This window comes from Arthrobacter sp. NPDC093139 (assembly GCF_044754165.1).
Taxonomy (GTDB): Bacteria; Actinomycetota; Actinomycetes; order Actinomycetales; family Micrococcaceae; genus Arthrobacter.
Map to the genome: position 1 here is coordinate 1 of NZ_JBIVOO010000007.1, position 17,809 is coordinate 17,809.

The following is a 17,809-nucleotide window of genomic DNA, read 5'->3' on the forward strand; positions in this document are numbered from 1 at the left end:
CAGCGCTGCATGGCGATCTCCGTGGCGGTCGCCGTCGGGGATGCCGCTGACCTGCTGGTGAAGAAGGTCCAGGAGCGTGCCCTGGCCGTGAAGGTTGACAACGGCACGGCCCCCGGCGCCGAGATGGGTCCGGTCATCACTCCGGAATCCAGGGAACGCATCGTGCGGATCGTCACTGAGGCCGAACAGGCCGGCGCTGCCATGGTGGTGGACGGCCGCGATCTCGTGGTCCCCGGCCACGAGGAAGGGTTCTGGGTCGGCCCTACCGTGATCGACCACGTGACGACCCAGATGACGGCCTACACCGAGGAAATCTTCGGACCCGTCCTCGTGGTGGTCCGTGTGGAGGACCTGGACGCCGGGATCAGGCTGATCAACTCCAACCCCTACGGCAACGGCACCGCCATCTTCACCTCCTCCGGCGCTTCCGCGCGGAAGTTCCAGCGCTCCGTGAGCGTGGGCATGGTCGGCATCAACGTGCCGCTGCCCGTCCCGGTGGCGTACCACTCCTTCGGCGGCTGGAAGGCCTCGCTCTTCGGCGACAAGCACATCTACGGCCCCGAAGGCGTCTCCTTCTACACCCGCGGCAAGGTCGTCACCTCCCGCTGGCCCGAAGCTGACCAATTCTCCGGCGCCTCCTACAACTTCCCCTCCAACTAACCGCCGCTGGTCTCCCGGTTTCCCCTGCCGCCGCAGCCTCCACGAAGGAAGGTTCACGGCCGGCAGGGGTTCGGGGCTAGCCGAGGAGGTACGGCAGGGACGTGGCAGCAAGATGCAGGTCCGCCGCCCGAGGCGCCGGCCTCGTCACCGTGTGCAGCAGGGGCGTGCCGGAGGCACCACTCACGGTCAGCGTCACCGGCGAGTCCATGACGGGCAGCGGGACCGCCATGATTCCTTGCCTGCCGGAGAGTTCCAGCACGCCGGCGTCGATGATCACCCGGAGTCCGGCCCCCGCGTCCGCCGGCAGAAACGCGTCGGCGAAATCGGCGTTCCCGGCAGCCGTCACGCGGATGCCTTTCCCGTCGTGCCGCATGGTGGCCAGGGGACCGTCCAGGGTGGCGAGGCGGATGGCCGTCCCGGCGGTGACGGTGCACCGCAGGTCCCCGCCGCCGTCGAGCACGGTCTCGAAAACCGTGGCGCCCATCTGCTCCAGGTGCCCCGGCTGGGAATACTGCGCGAGGTCGGGGTGCGGGGTGGCCACCAGCGTGTCACCGTCGAGGGTCAGCGTGTGCGGAATGCTCAGCGCGCTGGCCCACTGTCCGTCGGGGCTGACTACGCCGCGGATCCAGAAAATCAGCGACGGGGCACCGTCCTTGTCCCGGAAGAACGACGGCGCGTAGTAGCTCTTGCCGAAGCTGAGCTGACCCCAGGAACGGGCGGTGAACTTCCCGTCGGAGTAGGTTCCCACACCGTAGGCCACGTAATGCAGCACGTCGTCCTCCCAGACGGAGGTGACCAGGACGTGGGAGCCGCCGATCTCAAACAGTTGGGGGCATTCCCACATGGTGCCGGTCCAAACAGGGTCCGTCTCCGTGCCGGTGCGCTGTGCGGCGATGCCGTCCAGCGTCCACTGCGCCAGGTCCGGGGAACTGTAGGAAATAGCCGCTGCGGTTCCGCCCTCCAGCCCGGCGCCCACGAACATCCGCCACTGCCCGCCATCGCGGAAAACGAACGGGTCCCGGTAAGCCACCACGCCAAGATCCGGCGCGGTCATCAGCTTCGCACCCTTGGTCCACGAGGTCCAAGAGGCGTCGTCCGGAGTTGCAGTGCGGACGGTGCCGACGCCAATGTCCGGCTCGGTGACCGACGTGTAGAACATGGTCACGGCACCTTCCTCGCCGGTGACAATGGAACCCGACCAGACGCCGTCGTCCCCGTCCCCGGGCGCCACGGCGACGCCCTGCTCGGTCCACGCGATCATGTCCGGGGAGGTGGCGTGGCCCCAGTGGCAGTTGGAGGCCCACGTGGTGCGGCCCGGAACGTACTGGTAGAAGAGGTGGTACTGGCCGTCCTTCCAGGTCATTCCAAGGGGATCGTTGATCCACCCTTCGGCGGCTGTGAAGTGGAAGGCGGGCCGCGGTTCCTGCATGTTCATGCTGATCCTTTTCTGCTTTTCGGGGATTGTGGGGTTACTGGGCCAGGACGCTGTTGGCGGCCAGGAAGCGTTGCCGGACTTCCCGCGCCTGCTCGGCGTTGGCCTTCTCCCATGCGTCGATTTCTGCCCTGCGCTCGTTCCGGACCGCGTCCCGCGTTTCGGTGAACTGCTTCATCCGCGCAGCCGAGGCATCGCGGGCGGCCTGCTGGGCCGGCGTCAGGTCCGGGAGGGGGCGCTCTTCCACCTGCTCACGCGGCCGCAGCGGCAGGCGTTCCTCCACGGGGTCGATGTCCAGAACGGGGGAGGGGAGTGTCTGGTACCAGTAGGCGGTGGAGGACCAGTCGTCGGAGAGGTGGTTGGCGTGGCCGTGCTCGAACGTGACCTTGATGCGCTTCTGGAACCTGATGGGATCCGTCATGTGGAAGCGGTAGCTGTGGTGGAAGCCGGGCACGTTTTCTTCGTGGACCATGGTGCCGTTCATCAGGAAGGCGTTGTGCTGCATGCCCCAGGCGTGGCCGAAGTAGTCCTCCATGCCCGTGCCGTGCAGGCTGGGCGGCCAGGTGTCGTCGTCGATGAAGATCATGTCGTCGCCCTCGCCCCACCAGGAGCCCTGGAAGTGGCGCACGGCCAGGTTGCACCCCACGTAGTGTCCCTGTCCTTCGGTTTCCAGGACAACATAGTTGTCGTCCCCCGAGAGGTTGGGGATGGCCACCTCGATGCTGTTGGTCTGCAGGTCCGGGCCCCAGCCGGCGTTGGGCTTCTGCCGGCGCCAGTGGGCGTGGAAGTAGGCGGTGTCCTCTGGCAGGGGCTCGGTGTAGAGCTCGTAGTCGATGTAGAAGTACTGCAGGTAGGGGATGTCGTTCTGGTTTTCGACGACGATCCTTGCCCGGGAGTTGAACGGCATCTCGAAGTAGCTGTTGAACGCCGCGCTGCCGCCGAAGGTGTTCAGCTCCCCTTCCTTCGCGGAGACGGAGAGAGGCAGCGAGTCGTAGGAGCCGGACAGGGAGTTCAGCAGGCCGAAGAAGTCACCCAGAGGTGCGATGACGCTCGGCGTCTCCTGGTCATCCCAGTACATTTTGAGGACGATCTTGCGGTAGTAGTCCGGGTCCACCACTTCCCAGCTGACGCCCAGGGCGTTGTGGATTTCGAGCATGGGTACGCCCACGAGTTCCGGGGAGATCTGGCCGGGGCCGGGCTGGATCCGGCAGGACTGGGTCATCCAGATGTGGGTGATGGCGCCCGGCCCCTCGATGTCTGCAAGGACACGCTCCTCGCCGGGCATGACGATCCAGTTGTCGCGGTTCCGGCCGGACTGGTCCCAGCTGGAGGCGCGGGCCGTGCGGGCGGTGGAGAGCTTTGTCAGGCTCGAGAGCAGGCCGGAGCGGGGCGATGATGCCATGGGAGTGGTGCCTTTCGTAAGAGAGGTGGTGGTTAGCCCTTGACGGCTGATTGGGTGAGGCTGGCGATGATCCATCGCTGGGCCACGAGGAAGACGATGAGCGCGGGGGCGATGGCGATGGTGGTTGCGGCCATCACCTGGGCCACGTTCCCGGCACCATAAGGGCCGAGCATCAGGACCAGGCCCAGCGGCAGGGTGGCGGTGTCCGTGCTGTTGAGGAAGATCGACGGCGCGAAGTAGGCGTTCCAGCTGCCCAGGAAAGTGATGACGCCCAGAGTGCTCACGGCGTTCTTGGCCAGCGGCAGCGCGATCAGCCGGTACGTCTGCCAGGCGGTGGCTCCGTCCATGCGGGCAGCGTCGATGATTTCCTGTGGCAGCCCCAGGAAGAACTGCCGCAGCAGGAAGACGCCAAGCGCGCCGGTGATCCCCGGCAGGATCAGGCTAAGAGGGTTATCCAGCAGACCGAAGGTCCGCATCAGCAGGAACAGCGGAATGATGGTCACCTGTGCCGGAACCATCAGCGAGGACAGCAGGCCCACGAAGATGGAGTTGCGGCCGGGGAACTCCAGCTTGGCGAAGGCATAGCCGGCCATCGGCGCCGTGATGATCATGCCGATGCTGACGGCGATGGCGATGACGGCGCTGTTGAGCATGTTCCGCAGGATGGGCACTGGCCCGCTGACTGCCGCGGCGTAGTTGGACCAGTCCCATTCGGTGGGCAGCCACTGCGGCGGCAGGTCGTACGCGTGGCTGGCGTCCCGAAGCGACGTGGTGAACATCCAGAGGAACGGGGCGATCATCCCCACCGCACCGATGACCAGCAGCGCAACTGAAACGGACTTCCCGACGCCGGGCCGCCGTCGTACGGCTTTTTCGTTGCTTTTGCGGGAGGGGAGGACCGGGACGTTGAGGTTACTCATTGTTCACCCATGACTTTCGAAGGCGGAACTGCAGCAGCGTCACCAGCATGATGATGAGGAACAGTGTTACCGCGATGGCTGAGGCGTAGCCCATATCGAACTTGTTGAAGGCCACTTCGGCGATGTACATCACCACGCTGCGGCTGGCGTCACCCGGGCCTCCCCGGGTGAGCACAATGATCGATTCGTAGATCTGGAACGCGCCGATGATGGTGATGGTGATGTTGAAGAACGTGGCCTGGCTGATCATCGGCAGGACGATCCGGCGGAAGACCTGCCACTCATTGGCACCGTCCATGCGGGCGGCCTCCACCATGTCCTTGGGGACTTCCTGCAGGGCCGCCACGAAAATCAGCATGGCGAACCCCACGTTCCGCCAGGTGTCCACGATGATCACGGATGCCTTGGAGAACTCGGAGCTGTTGAGCCAGTCGATCCGTTCCCCGCCCATGGCGGTGAGGTAGTAGTTCAGGATGCCGGTGTCCTTCTGGAACAGCGCCTGCCAGATGATGGACACGTAGACCAGGGCAACCAGGTACGGGAAGAAGTACGCCGAGCGGAAGACGTATGTCAGGGCCCGGGGGAGCCGCTGGTTGATCAGGACGGCGAACAGGAGCGCGAAACCGTTGATGAGGACGACGGCGGCACCCACGTAGATGACCGTGTTGCCGTACGTTGTGGCCAGGCGTTCGTCCCGGAACATGCGGATGTAGTTGTCGAGGCCGACGAACTTGGGTGCCGTCAGGATGTTGTACTTGGTGAGGCTCAGGTAGAGGGCAGCCACCAGGGGTCCCAGGACGAAAACCAGGAACCCGATGACGGTGGGTGCCGTGAACGCGTACCCGGTGAGGGCTTCCCGGCGGCGGGCCGCGCTGCGGTGCCCGGGGCGGCCCCCGTGCCCTGTTGGGGGCGCAGGGGGCAGCTGGGTTGTGGGGGCGGTCAGTGTCATTGCTGCAGTGCCTCCTCAACGTCCTTTTGGGCCTTCTCCAGTGAGGAGCCGATGTCCTGGCCGGACATGATCTCGTCCATGGCCCGCATGAACGCCGGATCCAGCACGTTGTAGGCGCGGGGGGCGGCTACCGGCTTGGCGTAGGAGAGGGAGTTGTAAAACTCCGCAGCGTGCTTGGGGGAGGCCAGGAACTCCGGTGATGAAGCGGCAGTCTTGGTGGACGGCACGGCGGCGCCGGCGTCGGCCCATTTTTTCTGCGTCTGCTGGTCGGTCAGCATCTTGATGAACTCCCAGGACAGCTCCGGGTTCTTGGAGGTCTTGGAGACGGCGAATGCTCCGGCGCCGAATACCGTGGACTTGGTGGTTCCCTTCGGCCACGGGAGGATGTCGTAGTCTTCGAAGCCTGCCTTTTCGAACCCGCCGGTGACGAAGTGCCCGGCGCCGGTCATGGCTGCCTTGCCGGCAGGGAACAGCTGGTACGGGTCAGATCCCTTGGGCTGCGGCGACACTCCGTGCTCCGTGACAAGGTCGCGGACCCAGCCCACCGTTTCCTTGACCTTTTCGTCGGTCAGCTGGGCGGTTTGCAGGTCCTCGCTCATCATCGACGTGTCGTTGGAGTACAGCCACGGGGTGATGCCGAAGGAGTAGTACGGCATGGCGAAGCCGTAGACCTTGTTGGCGCCTGAACCGGTGGTCAGCTTCTTGGCGATCGCCAGGAAGTCGTCCCAGGTCCAGTCATCGCTGGGCCGCTCGATTCCTGCCGCCTCGAACATCTTGGTGTTGTAGTAGATCACCATGGTGTTGAACGTGTTGGGCATCAGGTAGGTGGAGCCGTCCTTGCTGAACCCTTCGAGCAGCTTCGGGTCGATGTCCTTGCGCAGGGATGCGGCTTCGGGGTCGTTCTTGAGGAAGCCGTCCAGGGGTGTGAACAGCTCGTTGGCCAGGCCGAGCTCCACACCTTCGGTGGCGATGTTGATGACGTCCGGGGCCTGCCCGGCGGCGGCCTGCGTGACGAGCTTGTTCACGTATTCGGTCCAGGTGGTGATGGGGGTGAAGTTGTTGTTCACCGTCACGTGGGGGTACTTCTCCTTGAAGCGTTCGGCGACGCCGTCGTACACGGCTTTGTCTCCCGGGTCGCCCCAGTTCGAAACGGAGATGGTGGCGGTGATGTCCTTCGCGGGGGCGGAGTAGGGGCCGTCTGCCGCCGGTGCGGCGGAATCCGTGGCGCTTCCGCAGGCGGTGAGGGCCAGCAGGGCCGCGGCTGCCGCCGAGGCGATGGTGGTGCGGACTGTTTTTCTCATGTGATGCTCCTTTGCATGCGGCGCGGATGCGCTGATGGGATGCGATGGGGTTTGTAGAGCAGTTACTGGTGGAGGTGTTGTTCGGTGGAGCTGCGGAACTCGATCTCGGATTCGAGCCGCAGGATCTTAGTGGGGGCGGAGGGGTCCTCGAGGCGCCGCATCAGTAGACCCACGGCGTTCTCGCCGAGCTGGAAAGCCGGTTGGCGTACCGTGGTGATCTGGGGCTGGAACAGGTCCGGGTAGGTAAAGCCGTCGAACGTGGCGAAGGCCATGGTCCCGGGTACTTTCAGCCCTTGGTGCTGGACTGCACGGAGGGCTCCCGCCGCCAACACGGTGCTGCAGGCCAGGATCGCCGTCGGACCCGCGGCGGCGGAGCCGTCAAGCAGCGGCCGGACCCGGTCAAAGGTCGTCTGGGCTGTGACCGTTCCTTCGCACAGCAGGCTGGCCGGTACCTCCAGGCCGCGTTTGGCCATGGCGGCGCGGAAACCGTCATGGCGCTCGCGGAGCGATGAGACCCGCAGATCGCCCGAGATGAGCATGATCCGTTCGTGGCCGCGGTCGGTGAGGTGGTCAACCAGGGCTGCCATGGCGGCCTGGTTGTTCACCCCCACCTGGTCCACTTCCAGGTCCGCGAGCCGGTCCAGCAGCACCAGGGGCTTCTTTTCGTTCCGGATCCGCTCAAGCAGCCCGGCTTGTGAGCCGGCTGCCCGCGCGATGATCAGGCCGTCCACGCGGCGGTCCAGCAGTGCCTCCACCGCGGCGCGCTCCCTGGCGGGATCTTCCGCCGAGTTCGCCAGCAGCAGGGACAGGCCGAGCTGCGCTGCGGCCTCCTCCACTCCGTGCACCATGTCCGCAAAGGCCGGCTCCCCGGCGTCCGAAACAACGAGGCCGATGGAGTCTGTCCTGGCGCGGCGCATGGAACGGGCCAGCACGTCCCGCCGGTAGCCCGTCGCCTGCACCGCACTCATGACGCGGGCCTTGGTCTCGGGTTCGACGTGCCGGGTTTCGTTGAGGACGTGCGACACAGTGGACGTCGAAACACCGGCAAGTGATGCGACATCGACGATGGTTGCCACTGCGCCTCCTTCAAGAAAAACGTTTGCGCGAACGTTTCGATAGTAGACGCAAACGTTTCGATGTGCAATGGGTCACAGAAAGGGATCTGAGGGTTTCTCAGCTCAGGGGGTTGCGCTGATCCCGGACCCGAGGCGGCGCGCCCCCACTCAGGGGACGCGCCGCCGTCGCGGGTGTTTAGAACCTATGCCGGTGAGTGAAGAGCAACAGAAGCGCGCTCAATTGCGGGGCAGGCGATCTTCACGGCGGAGGCATTCGGTGCGCCGTCCAGGCCCAGCAGCATGCGCACTCCTGCCGCACCGAGTTCGTAATGGGGCAGGGAAACCGTGGACAGCGGGGGGCGAAGGTGAGCGGCGATTACTTCCTGGTTATCGAAACCCACCACGGCGATGTCGTCCGGGATGGAGAGCCCATTTTCCCGCAGGCCGTCGTAAAGTCCCATGGCCATACGGTCGTTGTAGCAGTACACGGCTGTGACGTGGCGCTTGAGCAGTTCGTCGGTAGCGCCGTATCCACCTTCCTGATCCGGATAGGCTTCCATCACCAGGTCGGAGTCGAATGGAATTCCGGCAGCCTCCAGGGCATTCTTGTAGCCCTGTAGCCGGCCGTCCTTGGCAGGTGCGGGGATGGTGGCATTGATGAAAGCGATGCGCCGGTGGCCGCCGCGAAGCAGGATTTCAGTGGCGGAGTGCCCACCCTGTACTTCGTCGGGTACGACGGCGCGGGCCGCCCCAGGCTCTGGAGAGAAGCAGTTGACGAGGACGAAGTCCGCTTCGCGCAAGGTGTCCGGGATGTCGGTTGGCCGATGGAACCAGGTGGAGTAGAGGATTCCGCGCACCTTGTATTCGAGCATCATGGCGATGGCGTCCTTTTCAAGCTCGCGGTTGCCTTCGGTGTTGGCGATAAGAAGGGCGTACCCGTGTTTCCAGGCTTCGTCCTGGGCGCCGTGGATGATCTGGCCGGCGAAGGGGGTGGTGGCCACGCCATCTGCGACCAGCCCGATGAACCGTGACGTGCCGCTGACCAGGGTCTTGGCCAATGCGTTGGGTCGGTAACCGAGCTGCCGGATCGCGTCGTTGACTCGTTGCCGCGTCTCATCCGCAATGCGGGCATTCTTCTTCTTGTTGATGACCAGCGAGACGGTGGCGGTGGACACGCCGGCTGCTTCAGCAACCTCGCGGAGGGTGACTGGATGGGCGGTGCCCGTTCTGACAGGAACGTCGGGGGTGGCCGCTTTGCCTGAATTTTTCTCCTGCGAAATCATGTGCCCTCCATCAGGAGTATATCCGTCTGCCATGGCCGTCATCCCTTCGTCGCCCCACTTTCCAGGCCTTGGATCATTGCTTTGTTCAGCACGAGGAACACCAGCAGCAGGGGCGTGATGGTGACGCAGACGGCCGCGAACGTGGCTGTCCAGTCAGTCTTGCCCATCGCGCCGATATAGTTCTGCAGGCCCAGCGGAATGGTCTTCAGTTCCTCGGAGAGGACGAAGGTGTTGGCGAAAATGAAGTCGTTCCAGATGAAGATGCTGTTGACCAGCACGACTGTCACGACGGTATTCACCGAAAGGGGGAGGGTGATAAGTCCGAAGATGCGGTACGGGCCTGCTCCGTCAAGAGAGGCTGCCTCGTACGTTTCCCGCGGGATGTACTCAAAGAACGAGGAGAAAAGGTAGATCGACATCGGAAGGGCGAAGCCGGCCAGGGGGATGATCATCGATGGGTACGTGTCGAGCAGGTTGATGGTCGAGTAGTCGATGAAGAGCGGCACAAGCGCGATCTGCACAGGCACGATGATGCCGATCAGGAAAAGGCTGCGGATGAATTTGCTGAAGCGGAAGCCGAGGACCTGCAGGGCGTAGGCGGCCATCATGCCCAGGAGCACAATCAGGAGGTTGGCGCCCATCGTGACGATGAAGCTGTTGAGGATGTTCATTCCGAGGTTGCCCGTTTCGAAGGCGCGGGCGTAGTTATCGAAGGTGATCGCCTTGGGGAGCGCGAAAGGGTCGCCGGTCGCGAAGTCATGTTCGGTGCGCAGGCTCGTGATGAAGAGCCAGGCCAGAGGGTAGACCTGCACGATGACGATGAGGGCGATGATCACCTTTGACAGCGTGCTGTGGAGGCTGGGCGGCCGCCGCCTGCGGAGGGGCGGCGGGCTGTCTGATGGGGCCGGGAGGGGCCTTGTAACAGGAGCTGCTGGCGCGGTCATGCGTCCGCCTTTCGTTTGAGCATGAAGAGAATGAGCCCGACGGCGACCAGGCACTCGACGACGATGAAGACGGCGATGGTGCTGGCGTATCCGAAGTCGGTGCTCGTGAAAGCCGTCTTGTACATGTAGGTGGTCAGGAGCTCCGAGGACTGTCCGGGGCCGCCGTTTGTCATGAGGTACGGGATGTCGAATCCGCGCAGGCCGTAAGTGGTTGCCATGATCGTGGTGGTGATCCAGACGGGCATGATGTGCGGGAAGCGGATCTTGGTGAACAGTTGCCACCGCGAGGCGCCGTCGAGGCGGGCGGCTTCCTCCAGTTCCTGCGGGACGGACAGCAGCGCCGCGTAGATGATGAGCATGTAAAGGCCGGTGAACCGCCAGCCTTCCGGGGCCGATACTGCGGTGAGGACGCTGTTGATGTCCGAGAGCCAGGGGCGTTCAAAAGCGCCGAGGCCGATCCAGTGCAGGAGCTGGTTGAGGAGGCCCACCGGTTCGATCGAGTAGATGCGCACGAAGAGGAACGCGATAGCAACTGTGGAGATCACGGCCGGCAGGAGATAGAGAGTTTTGATGAGCTCGCGGCCGCGTCGCATTGAGGTGAGGAGGCTGGCGACGAGCAGGGCGCCGCCGAGCTGCAGGACCAGGCAGATGGCGAGATAACCGAGGGCGTTGAAGAAGGAGCGCCAGAAGATGTCGTCTGCCGTGAGCATCCGCACGTAGTTGGCGAGCCCCACGAACTCCATGTCGCTGATGCCGTTCCAGGAAAAGAAGCTAAGAAACAGCGACTGCATGATGGGGAACAGCACTGCGACGCCGTACAGCAGCAGGGGTGGGAGCAGGAAGACCAGGACAGAGAGTCGTGACCTGTTGGGGAGCATGGCTGGGCCTTTCGGGTGGGGGCCGTAGCCCCCACCGCTGTGATTACTTGAAGAACTTCGGGGCGTTCTGCGCGATGGTGCTGTCCATCGTGCTGGTGAACTGTTCGGGCGTGATGTTGCCTTGGACCAGGAGCACGAGCTCCTGCTGCAGCCTGCCGTTGGTGGTCGGGTCGAGCTGCGTGTCCCACGGCATGGCCTGCTTTACCCCGAGGTCGTTGGCCTTCTCCAAGGCCTTCTTGTACAAGGGCGTGGCGTTGGCCGGTACGGCCGTCTCGACGTTCGTGGTCGGCGACAGTGCACCGGTGGCCGCGTATTCGGACGGGTACTTCGTCAGGGCGAACTTCAGGAAGTCACTCACGAGCGGGTCGTAGGTCTTGGAGTTGACGGCCATGCCGATCCCGGACGGGGAGACGAACTCATTTGCGGCCGTGACGGATCCTGCAGTCGTGGGCAGGGTGAAGAAGTCGATGTCCTTACGCACTTCAGGATTCAGCTTGTCCGTCGCCAGGCTTGGCAGTTCCCAGGTACCGATGTTGTACATTGCTGCCTGTCCCGAGGTGAACTGGTTCTGGGCATCGGAGTAGCCCTGGGATGAGAAGCCGTCCTGGAAACACTTCGCCTTGCCGAGCGAAGCCAGCCATTCGACGCTCTTCTGGCCTGCGGGGTCAGAGAACTTTGCTTCGCCCTTCTTGAGCTTCTGAATGAAGTCCGGCCCGGCTTCACGGAAGGGCTGGTAGGCGATATACCGCTCCAGAGGCCATTGGTCCTGGCCGTCGATGGCAATAGGTGTGATGCCGGCCGCGCGCAGGGCGGTGCACATGGCGGGGATGTCATCGAGGGACTTCGGCACGGAGACCCCGGCCTTCTGCAGCAGGGCCTTGTTGTACCAGATGAACTCCAGCTCGAACTGGAACGGAATCATATTCAGGGACCCGTCGTCGAACCGTTGATAGTCCAGCGCGCTGGGCCGGTAGTCGTCGTAGACGTCCAGGGACTTCAGCAACTTTTCGACGTCGACCATTTTCCCTTGTTTGGCCAGCTGTTGGGCGAAAGGCGTGGCATCGGTGTCGAAGAGCTCGGGGAGTTTGTTGGCTGCGGCCAGCGTCTCAAGCTTTTGGATGTAAGAGGGCCGGTCGGGTGTGGTGACGAGGTTCAGCGCGAAGCCCGGGTGGTCTTTGGCGTACTCGTCCGCGAGCTTCTTCATGATGTTGATGACGGCGCCGTCAGCCGGCCGGGAAAGCAGCCACGAGATTTCACGGGCTTTGATCTCCCCGGTGGGGCTGACGTTGGAAGGGTCACTGGTCCCTCCGCCGCCGCAGGCTGTCAATGCCAAGGCTGCGACGGCGGCGACGGCGGCAGCACGGATTAGTTTTTTCATTGCGGCAATCTCCCTTGATTGAACAGAGGTTGGGGTGGGGATATTCAGGTGTCGGTGCGCTTACGGATCTCAAGTTCGGTGATCGTGACGGATCCTTCGCCGGTGAAAAGGCCGATCCGTCCCGCGGGCAGGTCGTAGACCCGGGTGCTGAGAGCTACCTGCCGGTCGACGACGGCGACGCACAGGTCGCCGTCGACGATGACCTCCAGGGTGTGCTCGCCCGGAGCAAGGTCGCACGGGCGCTCCAGCTCGATGTCGAACGGAACGTCCCCGGACACGTGCCATTGGGCCTCTCCTGTGATGGCCCGTGGCCAGCGGTCGAAGACGAGCCGGCCACGTTTCGGTTCCAAGCGCAGAATGTAGGACTGGTCCCCGTCCTGGCTGGAGCGCAGCAACAGCCCGCATTCGGTGGTGTTAGGGGCGATGTCCAACACTGCCTTGGTGTAAAACTGGCTGGGCAGTTCTTCGTCGGATATGACAGCGGCATACCCGTCCGGTACGCCCAGCCGTGTCGGCAGGTCGTTGGTCAGGGATACCGGGATGTCCTCCCAGAAGCTGCCCACGAGTTCATCGGCGAAGGAAAATCCCAGGGTTCCGTCCGGATTTTGGCGGGCTTCCAGCACGGCCATCGTGCCGGCCCACTGCCAAGGTCCCTGATCGGTGTCGCCTTCCTTGCTGGCGATCCAGCCGAAGAAGAAGCGGCGCCCCTCGCGCTCTGCTGTCTTGGAGGCGTAGAACGCGCGGCCGTCGATGCTGTCCAGGTTCGGTACGGTCCAGGGCCCGTCGGGGCTCTTGGCCATGCGGTACCGGGTAGTGAACGATTCCGAGAATTCGGAGTACACCATGTACCACCAGTCGCCCCAAGCGAAGACGTCGGGGCATTCATGCGTAATGTAGCGGCGTGGATCCCAGAAGGGCTCGGTGTGCTGCCAGGTCATCAGGTCACCGGACACGCACTGGGCAATGACACCCCGGCGCCGTTCTGGCCCGTCGGAATGCCGTGCCGCCAACAGCATCCGCCACTGGTGCCTGCTTTCATCGCGGAACACGAAGGGATCCCGCCAGTCCCCGGACTCATACCCCTCCGGAGCGCCAAACGTGAGTTCCGGGTGCTTCACCCACGTCTGCATGCCATCCGTGCTCGAGGCGTGCATGACCAGCTGCAGGGGCAGACCGTCAGGGCCGAGATTCCGGGGGTTCTGGCCTGTGTAGAACAGGTGGTGGATGCCGGTATCGTCGACGACGATACTGCCCGTGTAGGCATTAAAGTCCAGATCGGTTTCGCTGCCGTGATGCAAGGAAACGCCATGGTCCTCAAACTGCGTGAGGTCCTTAGTGGTGACGAGGTTCCATGAGGTCCCGGGTTTCGGATCCGAGCGGTCTTCGTGAAGGTAGAAGAGCCAGAACTCTCCATCCTTCTCGAAGGGGATAAGGTCCCCAACCCATCCGTGGTTGGGCTGGAAGAAGACTGAGCGTTTCATCTGCGCTGATGTCCATTCTGCTAAAGCGTTTGATCACTAGGAAGGTAGCGTTAATGCGTGTGGTGATCAAGCGTTTTAGCAAACTTTCTCTTTTGCTTCCGGCGCTCCCAGCCCAGGAGGACCATTAATACACCGAGCCGTCCTGAGAAAGTGACAACCTGGTGATTAAACGCTTGACCACGGCCTCCGGATCGGACTATCGTCCTGCGTAACCGGTGAGTCCCACGCCCGTCGCCAACTAACGGACGGCAGTTTCAGGGACACCGGTCGACGTTTCTCACTCCGAAGAGCGCGCACTGCTGCCCGGGACCTTCCCATGTCCCACACCCCTATGCGCCTCCGCTACCACCACGTTCAGCTGGCTATGGCGCCCGCCGAACCTTGAGAGGAAACCAATTTATGAGGCACGAAACCTCACGACGCACTGTCCTGCAGGGTGCAGGCGTCGGGGCACTTACCCTTTTCGCTGGCAGCGCCCTACCGGCAGCGCACGCCCAGTCATCCCTGCGGGCGGTCTATCACATGACTCCGCCCTCGGGCTGGCTGTGCGACCCGCAACGCCCCGTGTATACCAACGGCGGTTATCAGCTCTACTACCTGCACTCCGGGCAGAATAATGGCCCGGGCGGATGGGACCACGCCACGACCAGTGATGGCGTGTCTTTCACCCACCACGGCGTGGTGATGCCCTTGCAGCCCGATTTCCCGGTGTGGTCGGGATCGGCCGTCGTCGACGCCGCCAACACCGCCGGCTTCGGCGCCGGGGCGGTGATCGCACTCGCGACACAGCCCACCGACGGGATCCGCAAGTATCAGGAGCAGTACCTCTACTGGTCCACCGACGGCGGCTACACCTTCACCGCCCTCCCCGACCCGGTGATCGCCAACACCGACGGCCGCACTGCCGCGACACCAGCCGAGATCGAAAACGCAGAGTGGTTTCGCGACCCCAAGATCCATTGGGACGAGATGCGCAGCGAATGGGTGTGCGTGATCGGACGGGCACGCTACGCGGCCTTTTACACCTCGCCGAACCTGCGGAATTGGCAGTGGAAATCCAACTTCGACTACCCGAACCATGCGCTCGGCGGGATCGAGTGCCCCGATCTGTTCGAGATGACCGCTGGCGACGGCACACGGCATTGGGTGCTCGGCGCGAGCATGGATGCCTACAGCATCGGCCTACCGATGACCTATGCGTATTGGACTGGCGCCTGGAACGGCACGGCGTTTATTGCCGGCAACCTCACACCGCAGTGGCTCGACTGGGGCTGGGACTGGTACGCAGCTGTCACGTGGCCATCGGTTGAGGCGCCCGAGACAAAACGCCTTGCAATCGCCTGGATGAACAACTGGAAGTACGCGGCCCGGGACGTACCCACCGATGCATCCGACGGGTACAACGGGCAGAACTCGATCGTGCGGGAACTGCGGCTCGAGCACCAATCGGGCAGCTGGTACAGCCTGCTCAGCGCCCCCGTTGAGGCGCTCTCGGGCTACGCCACCGCGACCACCACGTTCCCTGATCGCACGGTCAACGGCAGTTCCGTGCTGCCGTGGAGTGGGCGCGCCTACGAGCTCGAGCTCGACATCTCATGGGACGCGGCTACGAACGTTGGGGTCTCTGTAGGCCGCTCACTAGACGGATTGCGTCATACGAACGTTGGCAAGTACGGCGACGAGCTCTACGTCGACCGTGCGCCCTCGGACCAGAACGGCTACTCGCTCGCGCCTTACTCGCGTGCTGCCGCGCCTATTGACGCCAACGCGAGATCGGTGCACCTGCGCATCTTCGTCGATACACAGAGCGTCGAAGTGTTCGTGAACGCCGGGCACACGGTGCTGTCGCAGCAAGTGCATTTCGCCGACGTCGACACCGGTATCTCGTTTTACGCCGACGGCGGCCCGGCGGACTTCACCGGAATTAGAATCCGCGAGTTCGGCAGCCCCATCTAGCAACTGGGATCAGCGGGCCCGGCGTCTTTAGAGGCCTGGCCCGTGCTTTTAGGCGGCCGGGGCAGGGCCGGTCGAGGCCCGGTATTCGATGGTTGGCGCCAGCCGGACAACGGAGGTCTCGGCCAACTTGTCAGCGATGCGCTTGGTCAGCAGTTGGGCGGCGGTGGCACCTACCTGGAATGCCGGCTGGCGGACGGTGGTGAGCTGGGGCTCGAACAGATCCGCGTAGGCGAAGCCGTCGAAGGCGGCGAAGGCGATGTCCTCGGGCATCCGAAGTCCCCGCTGCTGGATGCGCCGCAGCGCGGCCGCGGCCAGCACGGTGCTGCAGGCGATGACTGCGGTGGGCGGGGCGGCTGCTGACAGTGCTTCCTCTATCCCGGCGTCGGCCCCTTCCTGGCCGGCGGCGGTGACGGTGAGCTGGTCTGACGGCGGGATGCCGGCTGCCGTCATGGCGTCCTGGAAGGCGCTGTGCCGTTCCCGCAATGTGGACACGCGGGTGTCCCCGGCCACCAGCAGTATCCGGTCGTGGCCCTGTGACGTGAGATGGTCGACCAGTTCCTTGATGGGCGCCGTGTTTTCCACGCCCACTTGGTCGAAGGGGTCCTCGGACAGCCGGTCCATCAGCACCAGCGGCGTGTCCTGGTTGGCGAACTCGGCCAGGGCCTCCGGGCCGGAACCGGCGGAGCGGGCCAGGATGAGGCCGTCCACCCTGCGCTCCAGGAGGGCCCGGACGGCGCGGCCCTCGCGTTCAGGGTCTTCGGCGGAATTGGCAAGGAGGAGGGTGATGCCCTGGTTGGCGGCGGTTTCTTCCACACCGCGGATCATTTCAGCGAAAGCCGGCTCGCCGCCGTCGGAAACTATCAGGCCGATGCTGTCGGTCCGGGAGCGCCGCATGGCGCGGGCCAGCGCATCCTGGCGGTAGGAGGTTTCCTCGATGGCTTTGAGGACGCGCTGCCGGGTCTCGTCGCCAACGTGCCTGGTGCCGTTCAGGACGTGCGAAACGGTGGAGATGGACACGCCGGCCAGTTGGGCCACTTTTACCATCGTCGTCATCGTCGCCCGCCCTCGGAGAATCGTTTACGCGAACGTTTCGCGCCGCCTCCGCCAGTTTACAGACGGGCGTCCGATGCGGTCCTCGCCGGGCCCCAGGAACTGAGGGCGGCCAGCCCGCAGCCGCCGCGGCGCTGAGCACCACCGCCCCCAGCCAGAGGGATGGCGGCCAGCGGATCGCATCCGTCACCGCGAAAGCGACGAGCTGGCCCGTCCACAGGAGCGCAGCGATCCCTGCCGTGACCGCGGGCAGCCGCCTGCTCAGCCAGTCGTCGGGGAGCCGGAGCAGCAGTAGGTCGGCCACCAATGCCGCCAGAGTGGCGCCGGCTGCTCCGGCGATCGCGTACGGCTGCAGGCCCACCATCACGACGGGCAGCCAGGCCGCTGCCGCCACCAGCATGGTGACAATCCCGCTGGTCGGGCGCCGGGCTGCGGAGAGCGTGAAGAGGAAGGGCGCAATGATCAGGGCCGTGGTCACGAGGTAGCTCGCCAGGCTGACGACCACCGGCAGTTCCGCCTGGATGCGGCCGGGCGTGCCCACCGGCATAGGCGTGAAGAGGGCCGTCGGCCCTGGCCGGACGAAAGCTGAGCAGTAGATGAGGAAGAACGCTCCCAGCCCGGTCAGCAGGACGACGGCGAACAGCGCCGCCGGGGTCCACGCAAAGTTCCGGGCGGGCCCGGCCGCGCGGGCGCTCCGCACCGCGGTGCCCAGGATGAGGAAGAGGCTGAAGCCGAGCAGCAGGTGGGTGGGGCTGACCAGGGCATCCAGCGACACTTCGAGGCCCAGCAGCTCGTGCCACAGCAGGTCCAAGGCGCCGGCGGTGGCGAAGAGAATGACCCCGGCCGTTGTTCCGCGATAGCCGGGTGGAATGGCCTGCCGCAATGTCTGCCCGGGCGCCCGGTTCCGCCAGATCACGACGGCGGTCCACGCCGCCGTAGCCAGCATGCCGGCGTAAAGGGCCGCGTGCCATGGCGTGAAAAACGTTTCGAGGCTGGGGACGTTCAGGTGCGCCCAGCCGTCTAGGAAGACGGCCAGCAGCAGCCACAGGCCGAGGAGCTCTGTGACCAGGTCGCGGAGCCCGCCGGCCCTTGTGTTGCGCGCAGTGTCGAGCATCGGTGC

General features: G+C 64.4%; 14 protein-coding genes. 2 read left to right on the forward strand and 12 right to left on the reverse strand.

What is annotated here, in order from left to right; genetic code table 11:
• Positions 1–660, forward strand: a 660-nt coding sequence (locus ACIP90_RS12395) for an aldehyde dehydrogenase family protein (RefSeq protein ID WP_400579619.1), incomplete at its 5' end; no start/stop codon positions are given.
• 76 nt (positions 661–736) lie between these two features.
• On the opposite strand, the gene ACIP90_RS12400 is transcribed toward ACIP90_RS12395, so the two are convergent.
• The 11 genes from ACIP90_RS12400 to ACIP90_RS12450 form a co-directional block, all read right to left on the reverse strand.
• On the reverse strand, positions 737–2,095 hold the full coding sequence (locus tag ACIP90_RS12400; RefSeq protein WP_400579620.1) for a glycoside hydrolase family 32 protein: 1,359 nt from the start codon (positions 2,093–2,095) through the stop codon (positions 737–739).
• 34 nt (positions 2,096–2,129) lie between these two features.
• Positions 2,130–3,494, reverse strand: coding sequence for a glycoside hydrolase family 172 protein (locus ACIP90_RS12405; RefSeq protein WP_400579621.1), 1,365 nt, complete (start codon positions 3,492–3,494; stop codon positions 2,130–2,132).
• A gap of 32 nt (positions 3,495–3,526) precedes the next feature.
• Positions 3,527–4,414 carry a carbohydrate ABC transporter permease gene (locus ACIP90_RS12410; protein WP_400579622.1) on the reverse strand — a complete coding sequence of 296 codons (888 nt, stop codon included), beginning with the start codon at positions 4,412–4,414 and terminating at the stop codon, positions 3,527–3,529.
• A complete protein-coding gene (locus tag ACIP90_RS12415) occupies positions 4,407–5,363 on the reverse strand; it encodes a carbohydrate ABC transporter permease (protein ID WP_400579623.1) in 957 nt (318 codons plus the stop codon). Before ACIP90_RS12415 ends, ACIP90_RS12410 begins: the two co-directional genes overlap by 8 nt.
• Positions 5,360–6,664, reverse strand: a complete 1,305-nt coding sequence (locus ACIP90_RS12420; protein ID WP_400579624.1) for an ABC transporter substrate-binding protein — start codon at positions 6,662–6,664, stop codon at positions 5,360–5,362. The genes ACIP90_RS12415 and ACIP90_RS12420 overlap by 4 nt, the downstream gene beginning before the upstream one ends.
• 62 nt (positions 6,665–6,726) lie before the next feature.
• A complete protein-coding gene (locus tag ACIP90_RS12425; RefSeq protein WP_400579625.1) occupies positions 6,727–7,740 on the reverse strand; it encodes a LacI family DNA-binding transcriptional regulator in 1,014 nt (337 codons plus the stop codon).
• A 182-nt stretch (positions 7,741–7,922) separates the two neighbouring features.
• Entirely contained in the window at positions 7,923–9,002 is a 1,080-nt protein-coding gene (locus ACIP90_RS12430) for a LacI family DNA-binding transcriptional regulator (protein WP_400579626.1), read from the reverse strand.
• 38 nt (positions 9,003–9,040) lie between these two features.
• Positions 9,041–9,946: a carbohydrate ABC transporter permease gene (locus ACIP90_RS12435; RefSeq protein WP_400579627.1), complete on the reverse strand. Its 906-nt coding sequence runs from the start codon at positions 9,944–9,946 to the stop codon at positions 9,041–9,043.
• Positions 9,943–10,824, reverse strand: a complete 882-nt coding sequence (locus tag ACIP90_RS12440; RefSeq protein ID WP_400579628.1) for a carbohydrate ABC transporter permease — start codon at positions 10,822–10,824, stop codon at positions 9,943–9,945. Before ACIP90_RS12440 ends, ACIP90_RS12435 begins: the two co-directional genes overlap by 4 nt.
• A 43-nt stretch (positions 10,825–10,867) precedes the next feature.
• The gene (locus tag ACIP90_RS12445; protein WP_400579629.1) at positions 10,868–12,202 is read right to left on the reverse strand and encodes an ABC transporter substrate-binding protein; all 1,335 of its coding nucleotides are present in this window, start codon (positions 12,200–12,202) and stop codon (positions 10,868–10,870) included.
• 44 nt (positions 12,203–12,246) lie between these two features.
• Positions 12,247–13,683 (reverse strand): GH32 C-terminal domain-containing protein, encoded by a 1,437-nt coding sequence (locus tag ACIP90_RS12450; protein ID WP_400579630.1) that lies wholly within the window; start codon positions 13,681–13,683, stop codon positions 12,247–12,249.
• A 399-nt stretch (positions 13,684–14,082) separates the two neighbouring features.
• On the opposite strand from ACIP90_RS12450, the gene ACIP90_RS12455 reads away from it, so the two are divergent.
• Positions 14,083–15,639 (forward strand): glycoside hydrolase family 32 protein, encoded by a 1,557-nt coding sequence (locus tag ACIP90_RS12455; RefSeq protein WP_400579631.1) that lies wholly within the window; start codon positions 14,083–14,085, stop codon positions 15,637–15,639.
• Between the two features lie 48 nt (positions 15,640–15,687).
• On the opposite strand, the gene ACIP90_RS12460 is transcribed toward ACIP90_RS12455, so the two are convergent.
• Positions 15,688–16,692 carry a LacI family DNA-binding transcriptional regulator gene (locus ACIP90_RS12460; protein ID WP_400579632.1) on the reverse strand — a complete coding sequence of 335 codons (1,005 nt, stop codon included), beginning with the start codon at positions 16,690–16,692 and terminating at the stop codon, positions 15,688–15,690.
• Positions 16,693–17,809 lie beyond the last annotated feature (1,117 nt).

Excerpts from the sequence above, each read along its gene's own strand:
- ACIP90_RS12405 (WP_400579621.1), bottom strand. The coding sequence starts at position 3,494 with ATGGCATCATCGCCCCGCTCCGGCCTGCTCTCGAGCCTGACAAAGCTC.
- ACIP90_RS12435 (WP_400579627.1), bottom strand. The coding sequence starts at position 9,946 with ATGACCGCGCCAGCAGCTCCTGTTACAAGGCCCCTCCCGGCCCCATCA.
- ACIP90_RS12445 (WP_400579629.1), bottom strand. The coding sequence starts at position 12,202 with ATGAAAAAACTAATCCGTGCTGCCGCCGTCGCCGCCGTCGCAGCCTTG.
- ACIP90_RS12400 (WP_400579620.1), bottom strand. The coding sequence starts at position 2,095 with ATGAACATGCAGGAACCGCGGCCCGCCTTCCACTTCACAGCCGCCGAA.
- ACIP90_RS12430 (WP_400579626.1), bottom strand. The coding sequence starts at position 9,002 with ATGATTTCGCAGGAGAAAAATTCAGGCAAAGCGGCCACCCCCGACGTT.
- ACIP90_RS12440 (WP_400579628.1), bottom strand. The coding sequence starts at position 10,824 with ATGCTCCCCAACAGGTCACGACTCTCTGTCCTGGTCTTCCTGCTCCCA.
- ACIP90_RS12455 (WP_400579631.1), top strand. The coding sequence starts at position 14,083 with ATGAGGCACGAAACCTCACGACGCACTGTCCTGCAGGGTGCAGGCGTC.
- ACIP90_RS12410 (WP_400579622.1), bottom strand. The coding sequence starts at position 4,414 with ATGAGTAACCTCAACGTCCCGGTCCTCCCCTCCCGCAAAAGCAACGAA.
- ACIP90_RS12415 (WP_400579623.1), bottom strand. The coding sequence starts at position 5,363 with ATGACACTGACCGCCCCCACAACCCAGCTGCCCCCTGCGCCCCCAACA.
- ACIP90_RS12450 (WP_400579630.1), bottom strand. The coding sequence starts at position 13,683 with ATGAAACGCTCAGTCTTCTTCCAGCCCAACCACGGATGGGTTGGGGAC.
- ACIP90_RS12420 (WP_400579624.1), bottom strand. The coding sequence starts at position 6,664 with ATGAGAAAAACAGTCCGCACCACCATCGCCTCGGCGGCAGCCGCGGCC.
- ACIP90_RS12460 (WP_400579632.1), bottom strand. The coding sequence starts at position 16,692 with ATGACGACGATGGTAAAAGTGGCCCAACTGGCCGGCGTGTCCATCTCC.